The sequence below is a fragment of the uncultured Cetobacterium sp. genome, from assembly GCF_947072685.1.
GTDB lineage: Bacteria > Fusobacteriota > Fusobacteriia > Fusobacteriales > Fusobacteriaceae > Cetobacterium_A.
The window spans coordinates 36,951-63,603 of sequence record NZ_CAMTIK010000011.1 but is presented as its reverse complement, the minus strand read 5'-3'; the positions used below and the strand labels follow the sequence as shown (position 1 = coordinate 63,603).

General features: G+C 27.2%; 30 protein-coding genes and 4 tRNA genes. 6 read left to right on the top strand and 28 right to left on the bottom strand.

Features of this window, described 5'->3' with window-relative positions; all coding sequences use genetic code 11:
* Position 1 precedes the first annotated feature (1 nt).
* The 26 genes from Q0V67_RS05685 to rpmH all read right to left on the bottom strand — a co-directional run bounded on the left by Q0V67_RS05685 (position 2) and on the right by rpmH (position 16,356).
* Positions 2–76: transfer RNA gene (locus Q0V67_RS05685), tRNA-Cys, on the bottom strand.
* 15 nt (positions 77–91) lie between these two features.
* A tRNA-Phe gene (locus Q0V67_RS05680) sits at positions 92–167 on the bottom strand.
* A gap of 1 nt (position 168) precedes the next feature.
* A tRNA-Asp gene (locus Q0V67_RS05675) sits at positions 169–245 on the bottom strand.
* 6 nt (positions 246–251) lie between these two features.
* Positions 252–327 (bottom strand) — tRNA-Val (locus tag Q0V67_RS05670).
* A 59-nt stretch (positions 328–386) separates the two neighbouring features.
* Positions 387–872, bottom strand: a complete 486-nt coding sequence (ispF, locus tag Q0V67_RS05665) for a 2-C-methyl-D-erythritol 2,4-cyclodiphosphate synthase (protein WP_297597859.1) — start codon at positions 870–872, stop codon at positions 387–389.
* Positions 873–881: 9 nt separating this feature from the next.
* On the bottom strand, positions 882–1,868 hold the full coding sequence (rfaE1, locus tag Q0V67_RS05660) for a D-glycero-beta-D-manno-heptose-7-phosphate kinase (RefSeq protein WP_297597857.1): 987 nt from the start codon (positions 1,866–1,868) through the stop codon (positions 882–884).
* Positions 1,865–3,427: a type II secretion system protein GspD gene (locus Q0V67_RS05655; RefSeq protein ID WP_297597855.1), complete on the bottom strand. Its 1,563-nt coding sequence runs from the start codon at positions 3,425–3,427 to the stop codon at positions 1,865–1,867. Before Q0V67_RS05655 ends, rfaE1 begins: the two co-directional genes overlap by 4 nt.
* Positions 3,427–4,041 carry a hypothetical protein gene (locus Q0V67_RS05650; protein WP_297597853.1) on the bottom strand — a complete coding sequence of 205 codons (615 nt, stop codon included), beginning with the start codon at positions 4,039–4,041 and terminating at the stop codon, positions 3,427–3,429. Before Q0V67_RS05650 ends, Q0V67_RS05655 begins: the two co-directional genes overlap by 1 nt.
* Positions 4,038–4,730: a hypothetical protein gene (locus tag Q0V67_RS05645; protein ID WP_297597851.1), complete on the bottom strand. Its 693-nt coding sequence runs from the start codon at positions 4,728–4,730 to the stop codon at positions 4,038–4,040. Before Q0V67_RS05645 ends, Q0V67_RS05650 begins: the two co-directional genes overlap by 4 nt.
* On the bottom strand, positions 4,730–5,266 hold the full coding sequence (locus Q0V67_RS05640) for a hypothetical protein (RefSeq protein WP_297597849.1): 537 nt from the start codon (positions 5,264–5,266) through the stop codon (positions 4,730–4,732). The genes Q0V67_RS05645 and Q0V67_RS05640 overlap by 1 nt, the downstream gene beginning before the upstream one ends.
* Positions 5,235–5,762 carry a hypothetical protein gene (locus Q0V67_RS05635; RefSeq protein ID WP_297597847.1) on the bottom strand — a complete coding sequence of 176 codons (528 nt, stop codon included), beginning with the start codon at positions 5,760–5,762 and terminating at the stop codon, positions 5,235–5,237. Before Q0V67_RS05635 ends, Q0V67_RS05640 begins: the two co-directional genes overlap by 32 nt.
* Positions 5,743–6,075, bottom strand: coding sequence for a hypothetical protein (locus Q0V67_RS05630; RefSeq protein ID WP_297597845.1), 333 nt, complete (start codon positions 6,073–6,075; stop codon positions 5,743–5,745). The genes Q0V67_RS05635 and Q0V67_RS05630 overlap by 20 nt, the downstream gene beginning before the upstream one ends.
* On the bottom strand, positions 6,068–6,523 hold the full coding sequence (locus tag Q0V67_RS05625; protein ID WP_297597843.1) for a prepilin peptidase: 456 nt from the start codon (positions 6,521–6,523) through the stop codon (positions 6,068–6,070). Before Q0V67_RS05625 ends, Q0V67_RS05630 begins: the two co-directional genes overlap by 8 nt.
* A complete protein-coding gene (locus Q0V67_RS05620) occupies positions 6,508–6,954 on the bottom strand; it encodes a type II secretion system protein (RefSeq protein ID WP_297597841.1) in 447 nt (148 codons plus the stop codon). The genes Q0V67_RS05625 and Q0V67_RS05620 overlap by 16 nt, the downstream gene beginning before the upstream one ends.
* Before the next feature lie 8 nt (positions 6,955–6,962).
* Entirely contained in the window at positions 6,963–8,120 is a 1,158-nt protein-coding gene (locus Q0V67_RS05615; RefSeq protein ID WP_297597840.1) for a type II secretion system F family protein, read from the bottom strand.
* Positions 8,117–9,268, bottom strand: coding sequence for a GspE/PulE family protein (locus Q0V67_RS05610; protein ID WP_297597838.1), 1,152 nt, complete (start codon positions 9,266–9,268; stop codon positions 8,117–8,119). Before Q0V67_RS05610 ends, Q0V67_RS05615 begins: the two co-directional genes overlap by 4 nt.
* A gap of 2 nt (positions 9,269–9,270) precedes the next feature.
* Positions 9,271–9,423, bottom strand: coding sequence for a hypothetical protein (locus Q0V67_RS05605; RefSeq protein ID WP_297597837.1), 153 nt, complete (start codon positions 9,421–9,423; stop codon positions 9,271–9,273).
* A 1-nt stretch (position 9,424) separates the two neighbouring features.
* On the bottom strand, positions 9,425–9,991 hold the full coding sequence (locus Q0V67_RS05600) for a hypothetical protein (protein ID WP_297597835.1): 567 nt from the start codon (positions 9,989–9,991) through the stop codon (positions 9,425–9,427).
* A 20-nt stretch (positions 9,992–10,011) separates the two neighbouring features.
* Positions 10,012–10,827: a histidinol-phosphatase HisJ family protein gene (locus Q0V67_RS05595; protein ID WP_297597833.1), complete on the bottom strand. Its 816-nt coding sequence runs from the start codon at positions 10,825–10,827 to the stop codon at positions 10,012–10,014.
* Positions 10,828–10,928: 101 nt separating this feature from the next.
* Positions 10,929–12,782 carry a tRNA uridine-5-carboxymethylaminomethyl(34) synthesis enzyme MnmG gene (mnmG, locus tag Q0V67_RS05590; protein WP_297597831.1) on the bottom strand — a complete coding sequence of 618 codons (1,854 nt, stop codon included), beginning with the start codon at positions 12,780–12,782 and terminating at the stop codon, positions 10,929–10,931.
* An 89-nt stretch (positions 12,783–12,871) separates the two neighbouring features.
* Positions 12,872–14,239: a tRNA uridine-5-carboxymethylaminomethyl(34) synthesis GTPase MnmE gene (gene mnmE / locus Q0V67_RS05585; protein ID WP_297597830.1), complete on the bottom strand. Its 1,368-nt coding sequence runs from the start codon at positions 14,237–14,239 to the stop codon at positions 12,872–12,874.
* 11 nt (positions 14,240–14,250) lie between these two features.
* Positions 14,251–14,946 carry an RNA-binding cell elongation regulator Jag/EloR gene (gene jag, locus Q0V67_RS05580; protein ID WP_297597829.1) on the bottom strand — a complete coding sequence of 232 codons (696 nt, stop codon included), beginning with the start codon at positions 14,944–14,946 and terminating at the stop codon, positions 14,251–14,253.
* A gap of 9 nt (positions 14,947–14,955) precedes the next feature.
* Positions 14,956–15,564, bottom strand: a complete 609-nt coding sequence (locus Q0V67_RS05575; RefSeq protein WP_297597828.1) for a YidC/Oxa1 family membrane protein insertase — start codon at positions 15,562–15,564, stop codon at positions 14,956–14,958.
* A 1-nt stretch (position 15,565) separates the two neighbouring features.
* A complete protein-coding gene (gene yidD, locus Q0V67_RS05570) occupies positions 15,566–15,802 on the bottom strand; it encodes a membrane protein insertion efficiency factor YidD (protein WP_221892222.1) in 237 nt (78 codons plus the stop codon).
* Between the two features lie 13 nt (positions 15,803–15,815).
* Positions 15,816–16,157 (bottom strand): ribonuclease P protein component, encoded by a 342-nt coding sequence (rnpA, locus tag Q0V67_RS05565; protein WP_297597825.1) that lies wholly within the window; start codon positions 16,155–16,157, stop codon positions 15,816–15,818.
* Positions 16,158–16,221: 64 nt separating this feature from the next.
* A complete protein-coding gene (gene rpmH, locus Q0V67_RS05560; RefSeq protein ID WP_297597823.1) occupies positions 16,222–16,356 on the bottom strand; it encodes a 50S ribosomal protein L34 in 135 nt (44 codons plus the stop codon).
* Positions 16,357–17,107: 751 nt separating this feature from the next.
* Here rpmH and Q0V67_RS05555 point away from each other — a divergent pair.
* From Q0V67_RS05555 to alr, 4 genes are all read left to right on the top strand, one after another.
* Positions 17,108–18,934: a replication initiator protein A gene (locus tag Q0V67_RS05555; protein ID WP_297597821.1), complete on the top strand. Its 1,827-nt coding sequence runs from the start codon at positions 17,108–17,110 to the stop codon at positions 18,932–18,934.
* A 230-nt stretch (positions 18,935–19,164) separates the two neighbouring features.
* Complete coding sequence (locus Q0V67_RS05550; RefSeq protein WP_297597818.1) at positions 19,165–19,428, top strand: HPr family phosphocarrier protein; 264 nt, start codon at positions 19,165–19,167, stop codon at positions 19,426–19,428.
* A 92-nt stretch (positions 19,429–19,520) separates the two neighbouring features.
* Positions 19,521–21,266 carry a phosphoenolpyruvate--protein phosphotransferase gene (ptsP, locus tag Q0V67_RS05545; RefSeq protein ID WP_297597817.1) on the top strand — a complete coding sequence of 582 codons (1,746 nt, stop codon included), beginning with the start codon at positions 19,521–19,523 and terminating at the stop codon, positions 21,264–21,266.
* Between the two features lie 76 nt (positions 21,267–21,342).
* Positions 21,343–22,392, top strand: coding sequence for an alanine racemase (alr, locus tag Q0V67_RS05540; protein WP_297597816.1), 1,050 nt, complete (start codon positions 21,343–21,345; stop codon positions 22,390–22,392).
* Positions 22,393–22,432: 40 nt separating this feature from the next.
* Here alr and Q0V67_RS05535 read toward each other — a convergent pair whose 3' ends face one another.
* Positions 22,433–22,876, bottom strand: a complete 444-nt coding sequence (locus Q0V67_RS05535; RefSeq protein WP_297597815.1) for a DUF134 domain-containing protein — start codon at positions 22,874–22,876, stop codon at positions 22,433–22,435.
* A 1-nt stretch (position 22,877) separates the two neighbouring features.
* The gene (locus tag Q0V67_RS05530) at positions 22,878–23,240 is read right to left on the bottom strand and encodes a NifB/NifX family molybdenum-iron cluster-binding protein (RefSeq protein WP_297597814.1); all 363 of its coding nucleotides are present in this window, start codon (positions 23,238–23,240) and stop codon (positions 22,878–22,880) included.
* 152 nt (positions 23,241–23,392) lie between these two features.
* Here Q0V67_RS05530 and Q0V67_RS05525 point away from each other — a divergent pair, with 152 nt between their 5' ends.
* Together Q0V67_RS05525 and Q0V67_RS05520 are read left to right on the top strand one after the other, a co-directional pair.
* A complete protein-coding gene (locus Q0V67_RS05525) occupies positions 23,393–25,153 on the top strand; it encodes a sigma 54-interacting transcriptional regulator (protein WP_297597813.1) in 1,761 nt (586 codons plus the stop codon).
* Positions 25,154–25,362: 209 nt separating this feature from the next.
* A complete protein-coding gene (locus Q0V67_RS05520) occupies positions 25,363–26,643 on the top strand; it encodes a serine dehydratase subunit alpha family protein (protein ID WP_297597812.1) in 1,281 nt (426 codons plus the stop codon).
* Positions 26,644–26,653 lie beyond the last annotated feature (10 nt).

The window sequence follows — 26,653 nt, the reverse complement described above, 5'->3', positions numbered from 1 at the left end:
TTGGAGGCGACGACCAGATTTGAACTGGTGAATAGAGATTTTGCAGACCTCTGCCTTACCACTTGGCGACGTCGCCTTCTATTAAATTAAATGGTGCCCAGAGGCGGAATCGAACCACCGACACGGGGATTTTCAGTCCCCTGCTCTACCGACTGAGCTATCTGGGCATGGCGGGAGTGACGAGGGTCGAACTCGCGACCTCATGCGTGACAGGCATGCGCTCTAACCAACTGAGCTACACCCCCAAATTATGGTGGAAACAACTGGACTTGAACCAGTGACCCCCTGCTTGTAAGGCAGGTGCTCTCCCAACTGAGCTATGCTTCCTTGAAGACAACACTAGTATAGCACAATCTATTCACTAATGCAACTATTTTTTGGATTTTTTATTTTATGTTTTTTTTCAATAAAAGTACTGTGCAGTACGATTTTATTCCTTCTTCTGTTCCTGTAAATCCAAGTTTCTCTTCAGTTGTTGCTTTTATACTTATGTTTTGAATATTTGTTTCTAAAGTTTTCGCAACTCTTTCTCTCATTAAATCTAAGTGTAATTTCAATTTTGGATTTTGAGCAACAATAACGGAATCTAAATTTCCAACTACATACCCCTCCGCCTTTATCAATTCAAAAACTCTTTTCAATAAAATCATACTATCAATATTTTTAAATTCATTTGAAGTATCTGGGAAATGTTGTCCTATATCTCCTAGAGCTAAAGCACCAAGCAATGCATCCATTATAGCATGAATTAAAACATCTCCATCAGAATGCCCTAAAACACCTTTATAGTGAGGTATTTCTACCCCACCTAGAATTAGCTTTCTTCCCTCTACAAGTTTATGAACATCATACCCATTTCCTATTCTCATCATAAAATTCTCCTACTTCCACTCATTATAAATTCTATTATAAAAATCTAAAATCTCTTCTTTCGTCACTGTCGACGTTCCCATCTTACCAACAACAACTCCTGCAGCCGTATTTGCTATTTTAGCAGCCTCATGCAAAGTTACACCTGCTGCGCAAGCTAATGTAAATACAGATATAACTGTATCTCCTGCCCCTGTAACATCAAAGACTTCTTTTGCATAAGTTGGTATATTTATAATACCATCTTCTTGGAATAAACTCATTCCCTCCTCACTTCTTGTTAAAAGTAAATTATTTAATTGGAGTTTCTCTTTTAATTCTCTTCCAATATCCAATATGTCCTCGAATGATTTTTTACCCAAGCACTCCATCGCTTCTTTTCTATTTGGTGTCATAGAAGTTGCTCCCACATAATTCATTGCATTTTTTGGTTTAGGGTCTACTGTAACTATTATTCCTTTTTCTCTACATAAAGAAATTATTCTTTTAACAACCTTTGGTGTCAAAACACCTTTATCATAATCAGATAATATCACGGCATTAAGCCCATCCAAATTTTCTTCTATCTGTTTTATTAATAACTCTTCCAAATCAGCTGAAATTGGTCTTGCATCTTCCCAATCTAACCTTAATAACTGTTGATTTCCACCGATTATTCTTCTTTTTACTATTGTAGGTCTTGTCGTACTTCTGACAACACCAGATGTTTCTATTAATTTTTTTTCCAATTCATTAATTAATCTATCTCCGTCGAAATCTTCTCCAATAACACCAAAACATACAGCTTTTGCTCCCAATGTTGAAAGATTATTTACCACATTTGCTGCACCACCAAGCACAAATCTTTCCTCTTTTACAGATACTACAGGAACTGGTGCTTCTGGTGATATTCTTTCAACTGTTCCTATCAGGTAATCATCCAACATCATATCTCCAACTACCGCTACTCTTAACTCTCCAAAACTATTAAGTATCTCTTCTAATCTACTTTTTTTCATCTTAAATTCTCCTCTATTATTTCCGCTTTTAATTTTATATATAAATCTGTATTTTCCAATCTACTTGTTTTATTTTTAAAAAGGTTCCCGACAACAGGAACATCTCCTATAAAAGGAAGTTTACTATTTATCTTTTGATCTATTTTTCTTTTCAATCCACCAATTAGAATAGTATCTTTATTTTTTAGTCGAACTTTCGTTTTCAAGTTCCTAGATACTTTTGATCCGCCATCAGAATTAAATGTTCCTGAATTTTCATTGTCAGGTTTAAATGATTTTTTTAATTTAAAATCACTTGCTTCTAAGTCTATCTCTAGATAAATACTTTCATCCTCTTTAATCAGTGGCAATACTTTTAAAATAATTCCTGCCTCTTTAAATATAGGTTCGTAATTCACAATATCATTGTTATTACTCTCTTGCTTTTCTTCACCCACTATTACCTCTTCAATCATTTTTAATAAACCACTTTCACCATTTAATAATATTATTGATGGGAGTGCATTTATTTTTAAATCCTGTGTTGTTTCCAGAAGATTAAGAGTCATACTTAAAACATCATCTCCATTATTAAATTTTCCTACAAAATTTAATGAACTTCCTAAAATTTCTCCCAATCCATCAACTGATACTCCTGTTAAAGCTCCAACAGATAACCCATTATTTATTTCTGTTAAGTTCTTTTGGCTGTTATAAGCCCAAGTAAAACCAAGACTTTCAAAAAGATTTTCTTTAACATCTATAATTTCAGCAGTAACTCTCACTTGTTTTTTTCTTCTATCTAATTTCTTTATAAGATTCTTAGCAGAATAGATATACTCTCCTTTTCCAAATAAAATTATTGAATTATTTCCCGGACTTGTTGATATTTTTAATTTTTCCTCAAATGTTTCTTTTAATATTTTTTCTATTTCGGTATGACTTAAATTTTCCAATGAAATATTTTCTATTATATCATCTTTTTTGTTTTTTTGATGCCTTTCTTCCTCTATATTTTGTGATTTTTTTTTATTTTTTTTTCTTACATAGATATCAAATCTATTTATCCCCTCTTTTACCTCTATGAAGTCTCCATCATAAGAGTAATCAGATGAAAGCACAGATATAAAATAGGCCCCTATAACTATATTGTCTACAATATACTCACCTTGTTCTCCACTATAATATTCTAAATTCTCTCCTCTTTTTAAAACAATTTTTACACCCTCTAACTCTTGATTTGTATTTTGATCTATAACTTTTCCTACCAACATATCCTTATTCTCAGATTTTCTTCCTCTGAATATAATTGTATCTCGGCTTTTCACTCTATTTAATCCATAAGTTTTTTGTAAAACTTCCAATATCTCTTCTATACTAGTTCCCTTTTTAAAATAACCATCTACATTTAAATTATTGATGTACGAATCTCCTATTATTGTATATTTTGAATGTTTTGCTAAATGGGCAAAAACATCTGAAAGAGGAGTCTCTTTTATATCTAATTCTTTTGGATAATATTCTATAGTAAATAGATTAACTTGAATTAAAAATAATAAAAATAAAATTTTTATATTCATTACAATATTCTCCTCTTTTTTCCAATCTCTCTTTTATTTTTTTTCTTAAATATTTCATTTTCATAACCTGAATAGTTTAATTCAGTTTTTTTATTTTTACTTATATACATAATATTCGCTTTTAATTCTAAATTTTTTTCATTTTTTTCTAAAAGTATACCTTCTTTTAAAATTGTTATCTGTTTATCTGCATTATCAATAGCTTTAATTAGCCCATAGATTGCTTTTTCATCTCCTAAAACATTTAAATATATTTTATTTTTAATATTTAGATTTTCTAGTGAAGTAGAGTCTTCCCTCCCTATAACTAAAAGCTCTATATCATAATGAATCAGTATTTGACCTATAAAACTTAACCCTTCACTAGATGAGTCAAATATTTCATCTTCAACTTCTTTTAAATTTTCTTTTTTTATTTGAATATTTTCTTTCTCTTCTTGAATTAAAACTTTTTGTTTCTTTTGATTTATTAAAAGAGCTGAATGTTCTTTTTCATATTTTAACAGGGATAATTTAAGATTGTTAAATTTTAAAAATGGTAAAAAAATTAGAATATAAATGCCGGTTAGGATAATTACTACCTGCAATAGAAATATTTTATTTTTGTATTTCAATCTATCTCTAACTCTATCAAATAAAATATATACTCCCCCTCTTTTTTGATAAAATCTAATTGAGAACTATTTATATATTTATGATTTTCTATATCATTTTTTATTTGAATAACATCTCTCAAATTTTCAGAATAACCTTTTATTATAATTTTTTTATCTATTATTTCTAGTGTTTCAATATATGATATCTTAAAAAACACTTTTGAAAAAAATTGTAATAAATCACTTATATTATTTTTTATAAAAACTTCTTTTTCTGGTTCTTCAAGTTTAATCTCTCTAAAAATTTGATTTTCTTTAAATATTTCGTCTTTTAAAATTATATTAGAATTTTTTAAAGCTATAATTTTTTTTTCCACTCCTACAGACTTTAAATAAATAAATATCCCTATAAGAATCTCTAAAAGTAAAATTATTATGATTATTAAATACTGTTTTAAGGCTGATTTTTTATTTTTACTTTCCAATATTCCTTTTTTATTTTTTATCAACTCTTCCAACGATATCAAAATTTCTTCTTCTAAATCTATCTTTATATCTAAGTTTATTTTTCCCAACTCATCAAATATGGATATCACTTCATAGACCTCATATAAAATATCTTTTATTTCCGAATATATTCCTTGATTTAATATTTCGTCATTTTCCCATAAAATAATTCCTCTTTCATTAATTTCTAATTTTTTCATTATAAGCATTCAACTCCAAAATCTATAATCTTTCTTTCACTACTTTTTTCAAAAGAAACTTCTCCTTTTTGGTATTCATATAAAATATTTACCTTAAAATGAATCTCTAAATTTTCTAGGTTGGCTTTTTTTATTAATTGAATAGTTAATATATTTTTTTGATTTGGAGATAGTTTTAACTCACCCTCTATTAAAATATTATTTTTCTTTATCCAGTTTACACTGTATCCACTTTTTGAAATTAAATTTTGTTTTATCCAGATTTTTTCATGCCCTTCAAAATACTCTAAAACATCTCTATATTCATTTTTATTTACTGCTTGATCAGCTTTAAAAATCTCATATTCTGCTAAATCCGATAAATTTTCAATATTCCAATATTTATTATTGTAATTTTTTAATTCAATTACACTTTCAGTTTCATTTTTATAAAAAATTAAATGGATTGAAAAAATCCAAATCATTGTTGTCAAAACAAATAATGTCAATGGCAATGCTATTCCTCTATTTTTTAATATCTTTTTTGAATTCTTCATTTAAAAAATTTCCCCTTATCGCAATTCCAAATTCTTCTAAATAAATTTTACAATTAATTTTTCTTAAAATATCCTCCATTGAATCTAATTCTAATAGGACTATATTTTTTGAAGATATCTTACCTCTAGCACTTTTTACAACTCCATCACTAAAATGATATACTTCAGCATCTCTATAGTTATCCTCGCCTATAAAAGAATACTTTTCAATAATCAATATATTTCCAATATCTTTGCTTTTTTGTGAATAATCTATTTGATTTGGAAGTCTATAATTTTCATATATCTTATAGTCTAATGATTCATATATAGAATTTTGAATCTTTATAAATATAGGATCACTCTTCATTTTTATAGACATTTTTTTTGAATATAAAATTTTTTCTTTATTTAAAATATTTAAGTATAAATATAAATTTTGAAAAACGATTGAAAGTAATGTTGTCATGAGAACTATTTCAATAAAAGAGAACCCTTTATTTTTGTCTATATACATATATTACACTCTTTCTCTCTAAACTGTTATTTTTTATCAATATCTCAATTTTATCTAATCCATTCTCTAAAAATATTTTTTTTAATGATAGTTCAGAGTTTTTTTCTAATGTTTTCATCTCTCTTTCTACCCCATTTCTTTTATAAAATGCTCTAGCTTTCTCCATATCATTTTCTAATATATGATAACTTTCAATTCTATTCATATTTTTTTTTAAAATAATTGTTCCATAATATATTGGGTTTATTAAAACCAAAATTATCCCAAAAGAAACAAGTGTTTCTATAAACGTTATTCCCTTATTTTTAAACATATAGACTCCCAAACTGTTCAAATATATATGCAAAAATTAAAAATGGCCCTAGAGCAATTTCAGATATTTTTTCTTTTTTCAAAATATAATAACCAATATAAAATAATGAAGCTCCAACAAATGTTAAATTTAAATATATTAAAACTCCATAAAACCCATTATATCCTATCAATGATCCTATAGAAAAGGCTAGTTTAACATCTCCAAACCCAAGACATTCTTTTTCTAACAGATCACTTCCATATCCATAAATAAGCATGAATGGCGATGAATATACACAAGCTCCAAGCAATTGTTTTGTAAGTGTTAAATCTATTTTACCTAACAAACATCCCAAAATTAGCAGCAGTAAATTGTATTTATTTGGAATAATTTTTTCTTTTATATCTTTTTTAATTATCAAGAAAAAGCATAAGTAAATAGCTATATATATTACATTTTTGACCATTCTTCTCCTCTCATATTAAAATTTCCAACCTCACCAAAAGGTTTTAATACGATTTCTTTATTATTGTCTATATACACTTCTACTTTTCCTCCGTAGACTACACTTTCTTCACTTTCTTCCATTTTTTTACTTCCCCCAATTTCTAACAATATCTTATCACTTTCAACTTTCAAACTATCTCTCATATATTTTGATAAATTAGGTAAGGCATCTACCAATGTTTTATTTTCTCCTTCAAATGCATATTCTCCTTTTTCTAAATAATAACTCTCCGAAGCCATTCGTAAACTGTTTAAAGTATTTATAACTTTTGAATCTTTTGCCATAGCTAAATAATCTCTTGTTTTCGGAACAATAAAACTACTTAAAATTCCAATAACTCCCAGTACCAAAACAATTTCAATAACACTAAATCCTTTTTCTTTTCTCATATTTCCTCCTAGATTTGAATTATTTCTGACATATTTAAAATTGGAAGATACAATCCAATTACAAAACAACTAATAATTAATCCTATTATCAATAATAAAATTGGTTCTGCTAAATTAAGATATATTTTTATTCTTATATTCAAATTCTCCTGTCTATATTTGGCAATCTCCTCTAACATAGAAGGAACTTTTCCACTCTCTTCTCCCACTTTTATCATATTTATTTCCAATTGAGAAAACTCTTTAATATTAAGTAATATTGAGGATAGATTTTTTCCATTTTTTATATTTTTTAATGATAAAAATTTTTGATTGATATACTTATTTTCTATAGTATCCAAAACGATATCTATACTTTTGTCAATTCCGATTCCAGATTTTAATAACAATGAAATGTTTTCTAAAATATTTATTATATATTTTTCTATAAAAAAATATTTTAAAATGGGTATTTTTAGTAATGAATTATTTTTTTTGAAATATTTACAAGTTAAAATTGTTGAAAGTGTTAAAAATATTAGTATGAAGTGATAGTATTTTGATGTTATACTATATAAATTTATAATTATTTTTGTTAAAGTTGGGAGTGATTTTTGTGAGGATTCATATACCGATATAAAATTAGGAACAATCAGATAAAATATAAATATTATTATTACTGTCGATACGAATAAAATAAACATTGGATACGATAACGCTGTTTGTATCTCTTTTTTTAATTTTTGTTTTTTTTCTTTTAATTGAGATATTTTTAAAAATCCTTCACTCATTTTTCCTATATTGTTAGCTACATATGCTATTAATAATTCTGCATCATTGACCATCTCCTCCTCTTTTAATATTTTAAAAACATCTTCACCTAAATTCAATCTATCATAAATTTTTTTATATTTTGCTTTTAAGTATATATTTGTTACAGAATCATTTTGAAATTCAATTGCTTTTTTTATCGGTATTCCTGCATTTAAAAGTCGCCCTAAATTTAAATAAAAATTTTTCAAATCATTTTCTTTCAATTTTTTAAATTTTTTTATACTCACTACTTGCATTAATTTTTTATTTTCTACTTTTAAATAATTTTCAAACTCAACTTTATCTTTAGCAAGAATAGATTCTTGAAATATTTGTTTTGTTGAATCAAAGCCTCGATAGGTGTATATATTCATATCGAACACTCTTTAATTATTTCTTTTTCTGTCGTTATTTTTTTTGTTATTTTTTCTTTTCCATTTTCTAAAATGCTTTTAAAATTATTTTTTTTTAAGTATTCTTTTAATTTTTTACTACTGTTTTCTTCGATTAAAATTTTTCTAATCTCTTCATTAAAAAATATAATCTCCTCTACTGCTTCTCGGCCTTTAAAACCATCATTACATTTTTCACAATTAATATCCTTACCAAAACAAATCTTACAGATTTTTCTTACTAATCTCTGACTTTGAACTAAAGAAAGACCTGAGGCAATTGTATATTTATCAATTCCAAATCCTACCAATCTATCTATAGCAGAAATTGAATCTTTCGTATGTAGGGTACTTAAAACTAAATGACCCGTTAAAGAAGCCATTAAAGCTATTTCAGCTGTTTCAAAATCACGAATCTCTCCAATTAAAATTATATCTGGATCCTGTCGCAACACGCTTCTCAAGATTGTAGAAAAATTTAAACCAATTTCTGATTTACACTGAATTTGATTAATTCCTAATAATTGATATTCTATTGGATCCTCTATTGTCACTATATTTACCTCTTCTTTGTTTAAATAATTTATTATGGAGTAAAGAGTTGTTGTCTTTCCACTTCCTGTCGGTCCACAAAATAGTAATAAACCACTTTTTCTTTCAATTGCCTCATAAATAGTTTTTAAATTTTGGTTATTAAATCCTAAAGTATTTAAGTCTAATTTTGAAGCATTGTTAATTAAAATTCTAACTACACATTTTTCTCCAAAAATTGTTGGGATAAAAGAAACTCTAAAATCTATCTCTTCTTCTCCATATTTCCCTTTAAATCTTCCATCCTGTGGTAATCTTTTCTCCCCTATATCTAGTTCAGTTAAAATTTTTATTTTGGATAAAATCTTTATTCCAAACGATTTATTAAAAACTTGAAATTCTTTTAAAGTTCCGTCTATTCTAACTCTTACCCTCAAATCTTTTTCTCGAGATTCAAAATGAATATCTGATCCACCATTTTTTAAAGAATAGAGGACTAAATCATTTATATATTTCAAAATATGCTCTTGATATAAATTCTCTTCCTCTATATCTTTTATTTCTAAAATATCCCTTTTAAAATAAATATTCTCTTCCATCTTCACAACCTTTCTATCTTCAATACTTTAAATTGATTTTTAGAATTTTCAGTCGAAACCCTGATGTGTTTTTGAATTTTTAAATTATTATGACCAACAACTTTAATTAAAATAATACTCAACAATAATAATTTTAAATTTTTCATTTTCATCAATTTAATCCTCCTCAATCCAACCAATTCTATTTTGACCATCTGCTGAGTAGTGATAATTTAAAATGTTTTCGTAATTTATATTTTTTATATTATTATTTAAATAAGTATTTATTTTTAAAATTTTTTCTTTTTGAAAAACATAGAAAGCTATTCTATTTTGCACATCTCCTTTATATCCAAAATTATATAAAGTAAATGCCTTATTTAAATTTCCATTTTTTGTTGTCTCTATATTAAAAATTCTATGTCTCATATTCCCATATATAATTTCATATTTTATTTTTTGAGGCAACTTTATCTCTTCCAAAACATCTTTAGAGAAGGTTTTAATCACAACTTTTTTATCAACTAAATGAATGTCTATTTTAAATATTTTATTCTCATAAAAAGATTTTCTTGAGTATCTAAAAAATAGTTCTTGAAAAATTCTTCTAGATTTTTCCAAATCTTTTTTTTCATTATCCTTTGATATTTTTATAAATAAAAAAAAACTAACTCCAGATATAATTACCAATGTTATAATTGTTTCCAAAAAAGTTAGTCCTTTTGTTTTTTTTATTTTGTTCATAATCACCTTCTTTTAAGAAACTATTTTATTTTTTTAAAACTTGCTTCCATACTATCAAAGGAAGATATGTATCTTACACCTATACTCTGCAAAAAATCGTAAGCTCTTTTAAAATCTTTTCCTATATCCGATGCCTTATGTGAATCTGAACCTATCGTTATAATCTCTCCACCTAATTCAAAGTATCTTTTAATTAATTTATCTGAAGGATAAAATCTATTCTCCATATATCTAATCCCTGATGTATTTATTTCAATCCCTTTATTTTTTACAATTAATTTTTTGAATATTTCATCGATTATATCACTATATTTTATATAGTCTATAAAACCTTTTTTGTCAAGAGCACCATATCTAGTAATAAAATCAAGATGTCCTTGAACACAGAAGTTGTTGTAACTTTCTATACTTTTTAGTATTTCAAAAAAATATTTTTCGTGAGCCTCATCCCTACTCTTGTCTTCCCAAAAAGTATTTTGGTCTAATAACAGTCTATCCACACTATGTACTGAAGAAATTATAAAATCAAATGGATATTTTTCTATTATCTCTTTTGCTTTTTTTCCTAAATGTTTTTGAATACCAAACTCCATTCCTATTTTTATTTCTAACTGTTTTTTATGTCTTTCTTTTAACTCTTGTAATTTAGGAATATAAGTATCTAAATCCAATATAAAGTTTAAACCATTTTTTCCATCAATTATATCTAAATCCATATGATCTGTTATTGCAATCTCTTTTAATTCTAATTCTTTTGCTCTATTGATTATTTTTTCTAATTTTTCAACACTATCTCCCGAAAAATCACTATGTATATGGTAATCACTTATAATCATAATTTTCCTCCATTTTAAAATATAGATATATAATAACAAAAAAACTATAAATATAAATGCTTTAAACATTTTATTTATAGTTTTTATTTCTGTTCGTAGTACTATTGTTTTTTTAAGGTTGCAAGTAGTAATGCAATATCATTTCCTGTCACTCCACTTATTCTAGACGCCTCACCAATAGATAGTGGTCTTACATCATTTAATCCAGCTCTAGCAATATTTGATATTCCTGTGACCTGACAAAAATCAAATTCTTTGGGAATAGATAAAGCCTCTAATTTTTTAAATCTTTCTATTTGTTCCTTTTCTCTCTCTATAAAAATCTCATATTTTATCATAGTTTCAATCTGATTTTTTACAAATTCAGGATACTCGGGTATATGAAGCAGTTCTGCCAAATCATCGTAAGAAACTTCTTTAAATTTTAACAACTCATTTGCTTGAACACCTTTTGTTAATCTTTGAATTGCTCCTTTTTTTTCAAGAATATCATTAGCATCCTTCATAGCTACTTTTGTTTCTTTTATTTTTTCGATTTCATTATATACATTTTCTCTAGATTTTTTTAAAAATTCTATCTTTTCTTTTGAAACGATTCCTATCTCTTCGGCTTTATCTAATAATCTCATAAATCCATTATCAAATCTAAGAGTCAATCTATATTCAGATCTTGATGGTAAAACTCTATAGGGCTCCGGAGTTTTTTTATGAATGATATCATCAACTAAAACTCCAATATATCCTTCACTTCTATCAAATATAACCGGCTCTTTATCAAAAGTTTTTCTAGCAGCATTCACTCCTGCTATGAAACCTTGAGTTGCAGCTTCCTCATATCCTGAAGTTCCATTGATTTGTCCTCCAAAATAAAGCCCTTTTATTTTTTTACTTTCTAAACTTGGATACAATTGAGATGCTGGAGCATAATCATATTCTACTGCATAACCATATCTCATTATTTTTGCATTTTCAAGTCCTTTTATTGTTTTTAACATAGCTTCTTGGGCAAATGGTGGCATTGCAGTTGTCAATCCATTCACGTACAGCTCATTTGATTCACTTGACTCTAATTCTAAAAATATTTGATGATCATATTTGTCAGGAAAATTTAAAACTTTTCTATCTAATGACGGACAATGTCTTGGGCCATGTGTTTCAATAATTCCTGAAACTATAGGTGAAAATTTCAACAGCTCCTTTGTCACTTCCAATGTTTTTTCAGATGTATGTGTTAGCCACGTTGGAACAATACTATTTTTCTCTTTCTCTGTATAGATTGAAAAATATCTCGGATGTTCTTCTCCATACAATGCCTTCATAACCGAAAAATCAACGGTTCTTTTGTCTATTCTTGGAGGAGTTGCTGTTTGATATCTCTCCATTATAATTCCATGAATTTTTAAGCTTTCAGAAAGTTTTTCTGAAGAATTTTCTCCCATTCTTCCAGCAGGATATTTTACATCTCCTATAACAATTCTTCCTTGTAAAAATGTTCCTGTTGCTAAAACAACTGCTTTTGATAGATATTCAATTCCCAGTGCTGTTTTTACTCCTTTAATCTCTCCATTTTCAACTAATATTTCATCAACACTATCTTGCATTATTTCTAAATTTTCAGTTTTTTCTAATAAAGACTTCATTTTGGTTCTATACAAAAATTTATCTGCTTGTCCTCTTGTTATTCTTGCTGCAGGACCTTTACTAGTATTTAAATGTTTTAACTGAAGATTGTACTGATCTGTGTGTCTTCCCATTTCTCCACCCAATACATCTATTTCTGCTACTAGATTACTTTTTCCTGGTCCACCTATTGAAGGATTACAAGACATCATTCCAATATTATCTAAACACAAAGTAAAAAGTAAAGTTTTTCTATTTAATCTAGCACTAGCTAATGCTGCTTCCACTCCAGCATGTCCTCCACCAACTACAATTACATCATACTTAAAACTCATTTGTTCTCTCCTTTATTTTTGTCCATATACATAAAAATAAATGTCAAAAAAATATTAGCCACAGACAATAATCCGTGGCTAACATATCTTTATTTCCCTACACAGAAATTACTAAAGATGTGGTCTAGCAAATCTTCATTACTAATTTCTCCTGTTACTTCTGACAATGAATCTAACGCTTCTTTTAAATCCACAGCAATCAAGTCCATAGGTAACCCCATGTCTATTGTTTCAAATATATTTTCAACAGCCTGTTTTGTCTTTTCTAATGCTGATTTATGTCTCACATTTGTTATCACTAACTTTTCTGAACTATCTTCAACATGTCCAGATACAATATATTTGTAAATTTCATCTTCCATTGCATCTATTCCAATTTTCTCTAATGCTGATATTTTAATCCATTTTTTTATTTTTGTTAATGGTGTCGTATCAAGCTTAGATTCAACATCTGTTTTATTTATAAGACCAATAACTTTATCAGAATTAATTCTTTCATGAATTTTCATGTCTTCATCGTCTAACTCTCTAGAGTTATCTACAACAAATAAAATCAAATCAGCTTTATCTATTAACTCTTTAGATTTTTCAACTCCAATGTTTTCAACTAAGTCATCTGTATTTCTTATTCCTGCTGTATCAACTAAAACTAATGGAATTCCGTTTAAATTGATAACCTCTTCAATAATATCTCTAGTTGTTCCTGCTACATGTGTTACAATAGCTCTCTCTTCTCTAAGAACAGAGTTTAATAAACTAGATTTTCCTACATTTGGTTTTCCTACTATAGCTGTTTTTACACCCTCTTTAATCATTTTTCCTTTATTATAAGATTTGATTAAAGTATCTGTTGTGTTTATTACACTATGCAAGTTATCAACTAAATCATCTGGTAATGGGTCATCAATTCCCTCTTCAGGGTAATCTAGCACTACATTTACATGTGCTGAAACATCCAAAAGTTGTTTTTTTAAGATCTCTATTTGTTCTTTCAAATCACCTCTCAGTTGATTTAAAGATAAAGAGATACTTTTATCTGTCTTGCCGTGAATTAGGTCTATAACAGCTTCCGCTTGAGTTAGGTCCAATCTACCGTTCATGAATGCTCTTCTTGTAAATTCACCTATCTCAGCAATTCTAGCACCACTTTTTAATACCAGTTCTAATACTTTTTCTGTTATTAAAAACCCACCATGACAATTTATTTCAACTATATCCTCTTTTGTATAAGTGTTAGGCCCTTTCATTATAGATACTAAAACTTCATCAATTAAAGTTTCACCATCATATAGATGACCATAGTTTATAGTAAAGTTTTTTAATTCTTTTACTTCTTTTTTTGATATAGGTTTAAATATTTTTGTTAGTATACATAAGGCATCACTTCCTGACATTCTAACAATTCCTATTCCACCTTCTCCTCTAGGAGTTGATATGGCAGCAATAGTATCAAACATATAACTCACCCCTATTTCTTTTTTCTAATAACAATATATCTTTTAGGGTCTTTTCCTTCGCTATAAGTATCTAATTCTGAATATTTGTTAACAACTTCATGAATTATTTTTCTTTCTCTTGGTGGCATTGGATTCAATCTAATTGGCTTTGGTGTTTTCATTGCTTTTTCAGCCATTTTTCTAGCTAAATCTCTTAAAGTGACATTTCTTTTCTCTTTAAATCCTTCAACGTCAACATCTATTCTTACATCTTTGATCAATGTATTCAATAAATATTCATAACTATTTAGCGTTTTCCCTTTTTTTCCAATAATAATTCCATTATCTTCTCCAAATAGATTGATAACACAATTTTTTCCATCTAATCTTAAAACTTCAACTTGTAAGTCTAATCCCATTTTAAGTAAAAGTTCTTGAGCTAAAGAGATAATCTCTTTTTCTCTTGTTTCTTTTTTTTCTTCTATTGGTTTTGTTACAACTTGGATTGTCTCTTCTTTTTCGTTTGGAATTTCAACCTCATCTTTTTTTATATCTCTGCTAACTTCTATTTTGTATAATCCATCTTTAGCAAAGAACCCAAAAAACGATTTAGGTTTTTCTAACTCAATAATTTGAACAATCTGATCAGCAGCAACTTCCAATATTTTAATAGCTCTAGTTTTAGCTACTTCTCTACTACTTGCCTTGATTTCGATTATATTTTCCATAACTTTAATTTAATCTCCTTTTTTCATTATGAAATATTGTTGTAATACTCCTGCTAAACTTGATGTTAACCAGTATATTTGTAATCCAGCTGGCATTTTATAAGAAATAAAAATCATCATTACAGGGAAGATATACATCATTTGTTTCATTTGAGGATTACTGTCTGTTCCAGTTAACTTTTGTTGAACAAATGCTATTATACCATTTAAAACAGGTAAAATATAGTATGGATCTGGTTGTAATAAATTCATCCATAAAAATCCTTCAGCTGGAACAATTCCTCTTTCCACTCTTAAAACTCCAAATAGAGCCCACAAAATAGGCAATTGGAAAACTAGAGGTAAACATCCTCCTGCAGGATTAACATTTTTTTCTTTATATAATTCCATTGTTTTTTGATTTAGTAAATTTTTATCATGCCCATATTTTTCCTTATATTGTTCTAATATAGGTTGAAGTTGCTTCATTTTCTTCATTGATTTATCTTGTTTTAATGTCAGTGGTAATAAAATTAATTTAATTAAAATCGTTAAACCAATTATAGCTAATCCAAAATTTCCTGTTATTCCATTTAAAAAAATCAATATTTGTTCGAATATTTTGTATAAAAATTCCATCTTATTTTTTTCCTCCGCATTTTTTAGCTGGTGGCACTGGATCATATCCTCCTTGAGAATAAGGGTGACACCTCAAAATTCTTTTTATTCCTAGATAACTTCCCTTCAAAATTCCATGAATTTCAATTGCATCGTATGTATACTTTGAGCAAGTTGGTTGGAATATACAATTTTTCCCCAAAAATATTGAAATATATTTTTGATAAAATCTTATTATGACTAAGATAATTTTTTTCAAGATATGCATTAAACTATTTTTTAAATAGTTTAGAATTTTTAAGAACACGATCAAGATCTTTTTTCATCTCCTCGAAACTTAAAGTTTTAAACTTTTCTCCGGCTGTTCTTTTAGCTACAAAAATTATATCATAGCCTTCTTTTAAATTTTTTTCATTCAAACGATAATATTCTCTAAATAATCTTTTCAATCTGTTTCTACAAACAGCGTTTCCGGTTTTTTTACTAACGACAAAACCACATCTGTTAATTGGCTCATTATTTTCTTTAAAAAAAATAAGAGAGTAATAACCAAATGATTTTTGTCCTGAATTATAAATTATTTGAAACTCCCTATTTTTTTTTAAATTTATCATAATGTTTAACTCCCTAAAATAGTCCTTAAATCTTTAAAAACCCGGTGTAATAGATCACCGGGTTTTATGCTGATAATTCTTTTCTTCCTCTTGCTCTTCTTCTCTTCAATACTTTTCTTCCGTTTTTAGTTGCCATTCTAGCTCTAAACCCATGATCCTTCTTGTATTTTCTGTTATTTGGCTGGTAAGTTCTTTTCATTTTTTCACCTCCTAAAAATATCTATATTTCAGATAAATATTTTAGAAGAAAAATTGAGTTTTGTCAAGTAAATTCTATTAATAAAAAATTTCTATGTGAAATTAAAATCAAAAATATTGTTATATTAGTTGTTTTTTGTTTTTTGTATAATGTTATATGTACAGACAGAGATAAAAAAAAAACATACTTCGAAGCCTTGATTTTAAAGGATTTATTAATTTAAAAATATTATTGATGATATACAAAAGTAAAAACCTAGTATTTTCAATGCTTTTTGATAAGATGAAAGTAAATATTGTCAATAAAATCAAGGGTCTTTATACATAAAAATATATTATTGATAATATACATTAAAAAAAACCTAGTATTTTCAATGGTATTACAAACAAATAAAAATAAAAAAGCAATGAAATATATTGAAAAATAAGGGGATTATAAAAATAAAAAATATTAATGATAGTGTACATAAGAACAAAGCTTTATTTTAATGGAAAAAACAATTGTAAGAAAATTAAAAGCTCAATAAAATCAATAGGTTTATTTAAATAAAAAATATTATTGATAATGTACACATTGAAAACCTTTTATATTTCAATGGCATTATAAAAAAATAAAAGTTATATAGTCAATAAAATCAACGATGTAAAAAAAAATAAAATATTATTGTCTATATACAGAAAAAATGCTATATTATATAAGCTATAAAAAAATATTATTGTCTATATACATAAAAAAATATAAAGGAGTTTTCATGGAAAAGAAGGTGAAAAAGGAAGAAATAGAAAATTTTAACATATCTTCAACAGGTTCATTATTAACAGATATAACAAAAATAGATATTAAATTAAATCAATTGCCAGAAATTGAAGTAAGGGAAGTGATTATAAAAGAAACAGGGAATTTTTTAAATTTAAAAGATAATGTTATTAATATTCCAGTTGAAATGATTGTCTTTCCATTCTTTACTCCTCAAAAACAAAATAAAAGAGTTAATTTTCAATATTCATTTGAAGATCTTGGAGTGACTATGTTTTGTACATTAGTTGCAAAAGATTCAAAAGATAAAGTTTTTCAACCATCAATTTTTGAAGAAAAAATCTATACTTATTTGATTTCAACATATGAAGCAAAAAAAGATTTAAATGATGAGGATGAATACATAGAGTTTGAAATTTCAGATTTTATAGTAAGTTTTTTAGGAAATAAAATGAATAGAACTTATTATACAAAAGTTGAACAGGCTTTAAAAAATTTAAAAAATACAGAGTATCAATTCATAGTTTCAAATCATACAAAATTGGGGAAATATAAATTTGAAGATGAAGAATTTAAACTTCTGACTTATCAAAAATTAAAAAAAGGTAAAAAAATATATTATAGAGTAACTTTAAATAAAAACATTCGAAAAAAAATAAGTGATAAAAGATACATAAAATATAACTCAAAAGCTTTGATGGAAATTTTAGCGAAAGATCCAATAGCGGGTAGGATATATAAATATATAAGTAAAATTAGATATGAAAAAAGAGAAGATAGAATTAATTTAAGAACAATAGCAGCAATAGTTCCTTTAAAAACAGAACAAACAACAGAAAGAATAAATAAAAACGGTGATACTAAAACATATGTTTTATGTAGGATGAAACAGGTTTTAAAAAGAGTCGAAAAAGCTTATGATGTTTTAGTAGAGCTTGGATATGTGGAGTTTTATGAATCATATCAAGATAAAGCTGAAGATACGTACTATATAGTATACAAATTTAATAGAGAAAAAGATGGGGAGTGTCATGTATCATCTTTTATAGAATCTAATAAGACAAACAAAACAAAAGAAATAACATATTCGAGAGACAAAGAAAAATTTGTAGAAAAAATAGATTTTACTGATACTGAAATTGAAGATGCAGAAATTATAGAAATTACAGAGGTTCAAAAAACTGAAAAAAAGAAAACAAAAAGTGGAACAGACATTGTGAAAAAAGAAACAAAAAAAGATTCTATATATGATTATCCTGAAGAAATAATAAAAAACATTCAAAAAGCTAAAAAAAATATGTATGTTTTAAAAGCTTGGGATAAGAGAACCGATACTAAAATTAAGAAAATTTTTATAGAAGAGGGAGAAATAGTTCTTATAGAGGTTTTAAAAATTCTTTATAAAAATTTAAACTCAAACATAAAAACAACACTTGTGCAGTATATAAATGGTGTTCTGAAAAATCTACTTGCTCAAGACGATAATGTATCAAAACAAAACTTAACACTTTTTAATAATATCGTTAAAGAAAAGGGATTAATTAGTAAAAAGAAAATAAATCAAGCAAGAAAAACAGTAAAAAAACCTGTTATAAATAGTATAAAAGAATTGATTGATGACAGTGAGATTTCAACAGATATATTGAAAATATTTGATGAATATGATGAATATGAAAAATTAAAAATAGAAGAACAAGCTATAAAAATATGTTCTTTAGAGGAAAATATAGATGTCAATTTTTTATTGACAATGAAAAGGAAATCGAAAAAGATCTATTTTAATACAATAAAAAAATATATTGAAAGAGTAATAAATGAGTAAATTTAACAAAAGGATCAATATGTTAAATCAGAGTGCATAAAAAATTAGTTTTAATATAAAAAACAAAATTAAAGACTCAAAAATGAACATTTTTTGATACAAAAACAATTCAAAATAAAAATTGACAAAATTTTGAAAATTAAGTATTCTATATTAGAATTAGGAAATTGTTTATTGATTTTTTATTAATAGATTAAATCAAACTAAAGTATAGAAAGGTGAGTTGGAATATGGTAAGTAAAATAGTTCAAATTAAAAATGAAACAGGATTACACACAAGACCAGGAAATGAGTTTGTAAGCTTAGCAAAAACATTTACATCTCAAATTGAATTGGAAAATGAAGAAGGAAAAAAAGTAAAGGGAACATCTTTATTGAAGTTACTTTCTTTAGGAATTAAAAAAGGTGCAAAAATAACAGTTCATGCTGCTGGAGAAGACGAAAATGAAGCGGTAGAAAAGTTAGCTCACCTGCTTGAGAATCTAAAGGACTAATGCTTTTATATTAATAATTTAGAATGTGAGAAGGATGGGGGTAACTCTATCCTTTTTTTTGTTAAAAAATAAAATTTTAGGAGAGATAAATTATGAGAAAATTTATAAAAGGGATTGATGCATCTCCAGGAGTAGCAGTAGGAAAAGTATTTTTATACAAAGAAACAGAACTTTTTATTGATAAAGGAGAATGTTCAAATACAGAAGTTCAAAAAGAAAAATTAATTGAAGGAAGAGAAAAAACAAAAGAACAATTAATAATAATAAGAGAAAAAACAGCAAAAAAGCTGGGAGAAGATAAAGCTGCAATATTTGATGGTCACATAACACTATTAGAAGATGAGGATCTTTTTGATGAAGTGGTAGAACTTATAGAGGACGAACATATAACAGCAGAAAATGCATTGGAACAAGGAATCGGTGGATATTGTGATATGTTAGCTAATTTAGAGGATGAATACCTAAGAGAAAGGGCAGCAGATTTGAAAGATATAGCAAAAAGATGGCTATATAATATTGTTGGAATTGATATAGTAGATCTTTCATCTCTTCCAGCGAACTCTGTTGTTGTAGCAAGAGATTTAACACCATCTGATACAGCACAATTAGATTTAAAAAATGTTGTGGCTTTTATAACTGATATAGGTGGGAAAACAGCCCATTCATCAATAATGGCTAGATCTTTAGAGATACCAGCAGTTGTTGGAACAGGAAATATCACAGAGTTAGTTGAAAATGAATCGAGCATAATAGTTGATGCCTTGACAGGTGATATTATTTTAAATCCAACAGAAGAAGATTTGGAAAAATATTCAAAAAAAAGAGAATTATTTATTGCTGATAAAGAGCTTTTAAAGCAATTAAAAGATAAAACAGCCACTTCAAAAGATGGTGTTACTGTAGGTGCTTGGTCAAATATTGGTTCTCCAAAAGATGTTGCTGGAGTTTTAAGAAATGGTGGGAATGGAATAGGTCTTTACAGAACAGAGTTTCTATTTATGGCAAACGATAGATTTCCAACAGAAGACGAACAGTTTGAGGCGTATAAAACAGTTGCGGAATCAATGAAAGATGAGAATGGAAAATCATATCCAGTTACGATTAGAACAATGGATATAGGTGGAGATAAATCTTTACCATATATGGAGCTGCCACATGAGGAAAATCCCTTCTTAGGTTGGAGAGCCTTAAGAATATGTCTGGATAGACCAGAAATACTAAAAACACAATTTAGAGCCCTTTTAAGAGCATCTGCTTTTGGATATATAAAAATAATGTTACCGATGGTAATTTCTATAGAGGAATGTAGAAAATCAAAAGAGTTATTAGAAGAGTGTAAATCTGAGTTGAGAGCTGAGGGAATTAAATTTGATGAAGCTATTCAATTAGGAATTATGATTGAAACTCCAGCGACAGCATTCAGAGCTAAATGGTTTGCACAAGAGGTTGACTTTTTCTCTATTGGGACAAATGATTTAACTCAATATACATTAGCAGTGGATAGAGGAAATGAGAGAATTTCTCATCTATATGATACATATAATCCAGGAGTTTTAGCGGCAATAAAAGCGGCAATAGATGGAGCCCATGAAGGTGGAATTTCAATATCAATGTGCGGAGAGTTCGCAGGTGAGGCTAGAGCGACAGCATTATTATTTGGAATGGGATTGGATGCATTTTCGATGTCAGCTATATCGGTAGCAAGAGTTAAGAAAAACATAATGGCAATAGATAAAGTATCGGCAGAAAAACTTGTTGAAAAAGTAATGTCAATGAGTACTACAGAAGAAATTTTAGCAGAAATAGACAGATACAATCAGGAACATTTTGGATTATAAAACAAGAGGAAAGGTGAAACATTGTTTCACCTTTTTATATTTTTACAGTATACTATAAAAAAAAGGGAGGGGTGTTATGGGAGTAAATGATTTTAAAATAATTGTGAAAAAAGAAAATATTTTGCATAACTATCACTATCTACAGAAATTAAAAAACAAAAGGATAATAGCTGTTGTTAAAGCAAATGCTTATGGACACGGAATAGAGAATGTTGTAAAGCTTTTGAAAAGAGAGGGGTGTGAATACTTCGCTGTAGCAAGAGAATATGAAGCTAAAAAAATTTTAAATTTAAAATTAAAGAACATTAGAATTCTTATTTTGGAAACAATAGAAAATTTAGAGTTATTAAAAGAGAATCCAAATCTAGAGATGGTTGTTAATAGTTTGGATGATTTAAAAAATATTTTGTCTAAAGATGTTTTGTCAGAACAATTACATTTAAAAATAGATTTTGGTTTTGGAAGAAATGGAATTTTTGAAAAAGATATAGATGACTTAGAAAAAATACTAAAAGAAAAAAATTTAAAATTTAAAGGAATATTGACCCATTTGTTTGCGGCTGACTATGAAGATATGATAGAAATTGAAAAAAAATTTGAATTGATAGTAAAAAGATTAGGGAAAGAAAGGTTTGAAATAATTCATACACAGAATAGCGCAGGAATAATTTCAATAGAAGGAAAAGATACAACACATATAAGGTGTGGTACACTTCTTTTTGGACTTCAAGAAATTGGGTATTATGATCCTAAAATAAAAAGAGCATTTAAATTAAGTGGAAAAATTTTAGGAATTAAAGATTTGAAAGATTTAAAATATATAGGTTATGAAAAAAAAGAATTGATTAATTTAGAAAAAAATACCAAAATAGCTAAAATAAGAATAGGTTATGGTGATGGATTTTCAAAAAGAAGTGAAAATATTATGTCTATAATCAATAATAAAAAATTTAAAGTAGTTCATATAAGTATGGATAGTTCATTTGTAGCAGTAGATGATTCAGTAAAAATAGGAGATGAAATAGAAATTTTTCATGATCTTCAAGAGTCCATAAATCATTTAGGTGTTCCTCATTATGAATTTTTATCTGTTTTAAACGAGAGAATCGAGAGGGAATATATATAGTTCAGTATTTAATTAAATATGAAATAGGTTGGTGACCAACCTATTTCATATTTAGTTTACATACCTTTTTACATTTAATTTTTGTTTTTGTACAAAATATATCTTCAGAACTACAGTTAGGGCAGTGTTCTAAATCTTTTTTTAATGTTGGAATAAAACTTTGTCCACATGATTGACACACAAATTGGCAGTGCGGAGTTTTGAAATCTCCTCCACCTAACGAAATTCCGTGACCATTTATTAAAGCATCAGTGACTTTAGTTCTTGCTAAATTTAAAATATTTTGAAATGTTTGTCTAGAAACGTTCATTTTATCAGCACATTCCTCTTGAGAAAAATTTTCCAAATCTTTAAGTCTTAGAGCTTCAAGTTCTTCTATTTTTAAGTTATTAAAGGTTATATCGCATTCCCTTTTATTCAATGGAATAAATTTAGTTTCAACAGGAATAAATTCAACATTTCTAATTTTAATTGGTCTTGCCATTTTATTTTCCGCACTTACAATTGCAAGAATGAGTAGTATGCTCATGAGAATGTTGAGAATCGGTGCATCCACTATTTCCAGTAATTAGAATTTGTTTAAAAAACCCATCGGCAATGTCATCACAAAATCCTTCTAATCCTGTGAAGGCTTTTATATTCATATCTTTTAAATTGTTCATAGCCCCCTCACCAATTCCACCACAAGCTACAAAATGAATACCGAGTTCTTTCAATTGCTTTGGAATGGCTCCGTGGCCGTTACTATCATAGTAAGTTTTATTTGTCCCATCATAAACAAAAAATCCTTCAGCTTTACCAAAATGTTGACTAACTTTATTATTCTCTGTAACAATTGCAATTTTCATAAAAACGCCCCTTTATATTTTTGGCATACGCCATTAATAAGATAATATAATTTTTTTGTTATGAGGTCAAGATAATTTATTAAAAATTGACGAAATAAGTTATTTTTGTTAATATACATATAAAAATAGTATATTTTATATGGGAGATAATAATGACAAGTTTGTTGGTTATAAAAGATGAATTAACAAAATATGCCAAAACAATATCAAAACTATTTTCAATGGATGTTGGGATATGTGATAAGCATTTAATTAGGATTACAGGAAGTGGACCGCAAAAAATTGGAGAAAAAATAAAAGGAAGGGCCAATAAAAAAACGTTAGAAACAAAAGAGACAACAGTCATTTTAAATCCTAGAGAAGATGAGATATGTATTGGATGTTCTGAAAAAAATTCTTGCTTAGAATGTTTAGAAATATCTACACCAATTAAATATGAAGGGAAAATAATAGGTCTTATAAGTTTGATATCTTTTGATCAAAAGCAAAAAGAAAGGGTTTTAGAAAATTTAAAAAATTATTTAGATTTTGTAGAACAGATGGCAGAACTTATAAGTGTAAGATATATTGAATATAATGAAAATCTAGAAAAAACAGAGAGAGAAAATATATTGTCTACAATTTTAAATATTATTCAAAGAGGCGTATTGAGGTTCAATGAAAATAATATAATAACAAGTTCAAATAATTTTGCTTTAAAAAAAATAGACTTAGAAAAAGGAGTCATTGGAAAAAAAATAGAGATAATCTCACAAAATGATTATTTAATGGAGCAAGAAATTTTTAAGTTAAAAATAGAAAATAAAGAGTTAGATGTTTTGGGAAAAATATTACCTTTTGAATCTTTTGGAAAGAATGAAAAAATTTTTATTTTTGATGATATGAATAAAATAAACAATGGAATTAGAGAGTTGATTGAAACTTCAAATACTGTTTCTTTAAAAGATATAATAGGAGAGTCTGAATTTACAGAAAAATTAAAAGAAAGAATAAAACATGTAGCACCATCAAAATCTACAGCTTTAATAACCGGTGAAAGTGGAACAGGAAAAGAGTTGGTGGCAAGATCGTTGCACTATCATAGTGATAGAAGAACAGCACCTTTTGTTGTAATCAATTGTGCAGCAATTCCAGAATCACTTTTGGAAAGTGAACTATTTGGTTATGTAAAAGGGGCTTTTACTGGTGCTGACAAAAATGGACGTATGGGAAAATTTGAATTGGCTAACGGAGGAGTTATATTCTTAGATGAAATAGGTGATATGCCTCTTTATCTTCAAGCTAAAATTTTAAGGGTTATACAGGAGCGAAAAGTAACTAGAATAGGTTCTAATAGAGTTATTGATTTGGATATAAGAATTGTTGCTGCAACCAATGTAAATTTAGAAAGAAAAATAGAAGAAAAAGAATTTAGAGAAGATTTATATTATAGATTAAAAGTTATACCATTTGAGATGATATCTTTAAGAGATAGAAAGGATGATATTTTACCTATAGCTAAAACTTTGATAAAAAAATACAATAAAATAACTTCAAAATATATTAATTTTATAGACATTGATGTGGAGAAAATATTTTTAAATTATAATTGGCCAGGAAATATAAGAGAGCTAGAAAATGTTGTGGAATTAATGTTTAATCTATCGGATGATACAGATATTTTAAGTATTACAACAATACCGGAAAAACTATTTGAAAATAAAATACAAGAAACTAAAAAAAATATAATTAGTAAAGATATATATTTAGATGAAATTAATACTTTAAATGATTTTGAAGAAATAGAAAAAGATTACATAAAAAAGGGTTTGAAAATATTTGGAAAAAATACAGAAGGAAAGAAAAAAATTGCTGAAAAAATGAATATAGGGCTAACAACATTGTATAGAAAGTTAAAAATATATAACCTTTAATTTCCAAAATGAAAAATAAATTTTCCGTTTTGGAAAACTTTTTCAAAATGAAAATACAGTATAATCATAATGTTAAGAACTATCAAATAAATAGATAAAAACAAACAATATAACTTAAAAAAGAGCAAACAAAAATATTTTTAATATTGGAATAGAAATTGCTTATATTATATAGTGAATAGTTTATATAATTTAAGGGAGGTTTTTTTATGATGATAACAGATATTTTGAATATTTTAAATGAGGAGATTGTACCAGCAGAGGGATGTACAGAACCTATTGCTTTAGCATATATCGGGAGTAAGGTAACAGCATTATTAGGAGGAATACCAGATAAAATAGAGGTATCTCTTTCTGGAAATTTAATAAAAAATGTAAAAAGTGTTAAAATTCCTAATTCTGAAGGAATGGTAGGGATTGAAGCTGCAGTTGCTATGGGAACAGTTTTAGGAGATTCAACAAAAGAATTGATGGTAATTTCAACTATTGATAAAACAAAATTAGAAGATGTTAGAAAATATTTAGAGGATGGAAGAGTTACAACTAGAAAAATAGAAGGAGATACAAAGCTCCACATAAAAGCTACGGGAACTTTAAAAAATGATGTTGTAACAATTGAAATAAAAGATTACCATACAAACATTGTTAAAATTGAAAAAAATGGTGAGGTTATAAAAGGTGTTTCTTGTGATGAAATTACAACAGAGAATGCAATGACGGACAAGGATTTTTTAACTGTTGAATTAATTCATGATTTAGCAAAAACGATAGATTTTACTTTGATTGAACCTATTTTTAAAAAAGTTATAGAATATAACAGTGCAATTGCTGAAGAAGGATTAAAAAATGAATATGGAGTTGCTATGGGGAAAACACTTCTTGAAGGAATGCAAGAGGGCGTTTATGGAAAAGATCTGAAAAATAAAATAATAAGTTTTACAAGTGCAGGTAGTGACGCTAGAATGAATGGTTGCTCAATGCCCGTAATGACAACAAGTGGAAGTGGAAATCAAGGAATGACAGCATCTTTGCCAGTTATAAAATATTGTGAAGAAAAAAATATACCGTATGAACAAATGATAAGAGGTCTGTTTTTCTCACATTTAACAACAATTCATATAAAATCAAATGTAGGAAGATTATCTGCATATTGTGGGGTCGTTTGTGCTGGAGGAGGAGTTGCAGGAGCGCTATCGTTTTTAGATGGGATGCCTTTAGATAGAATAGAATCAGCTATTGAAACAACATTAGCAACATTATCTGGAATGCTTTGTGATGGAGCAAAAAGTTCTTGTGCTACAAAAATAGCAAGTTCAATAGGAATGGCTTTCGATTCTTATTATCTATCAAAGAAAAAGAAAAATTTTGAATATGGTGAAGGTATTGTTGGTAAGAACGTGGAGTCAACATTAGCAAATATAAAAGTTTTAGCACATGAAGGATTAGTAAAAACAGACGAAGTTGTATTAAAAATAATGTTAAATAATTAAAAAATGGAAA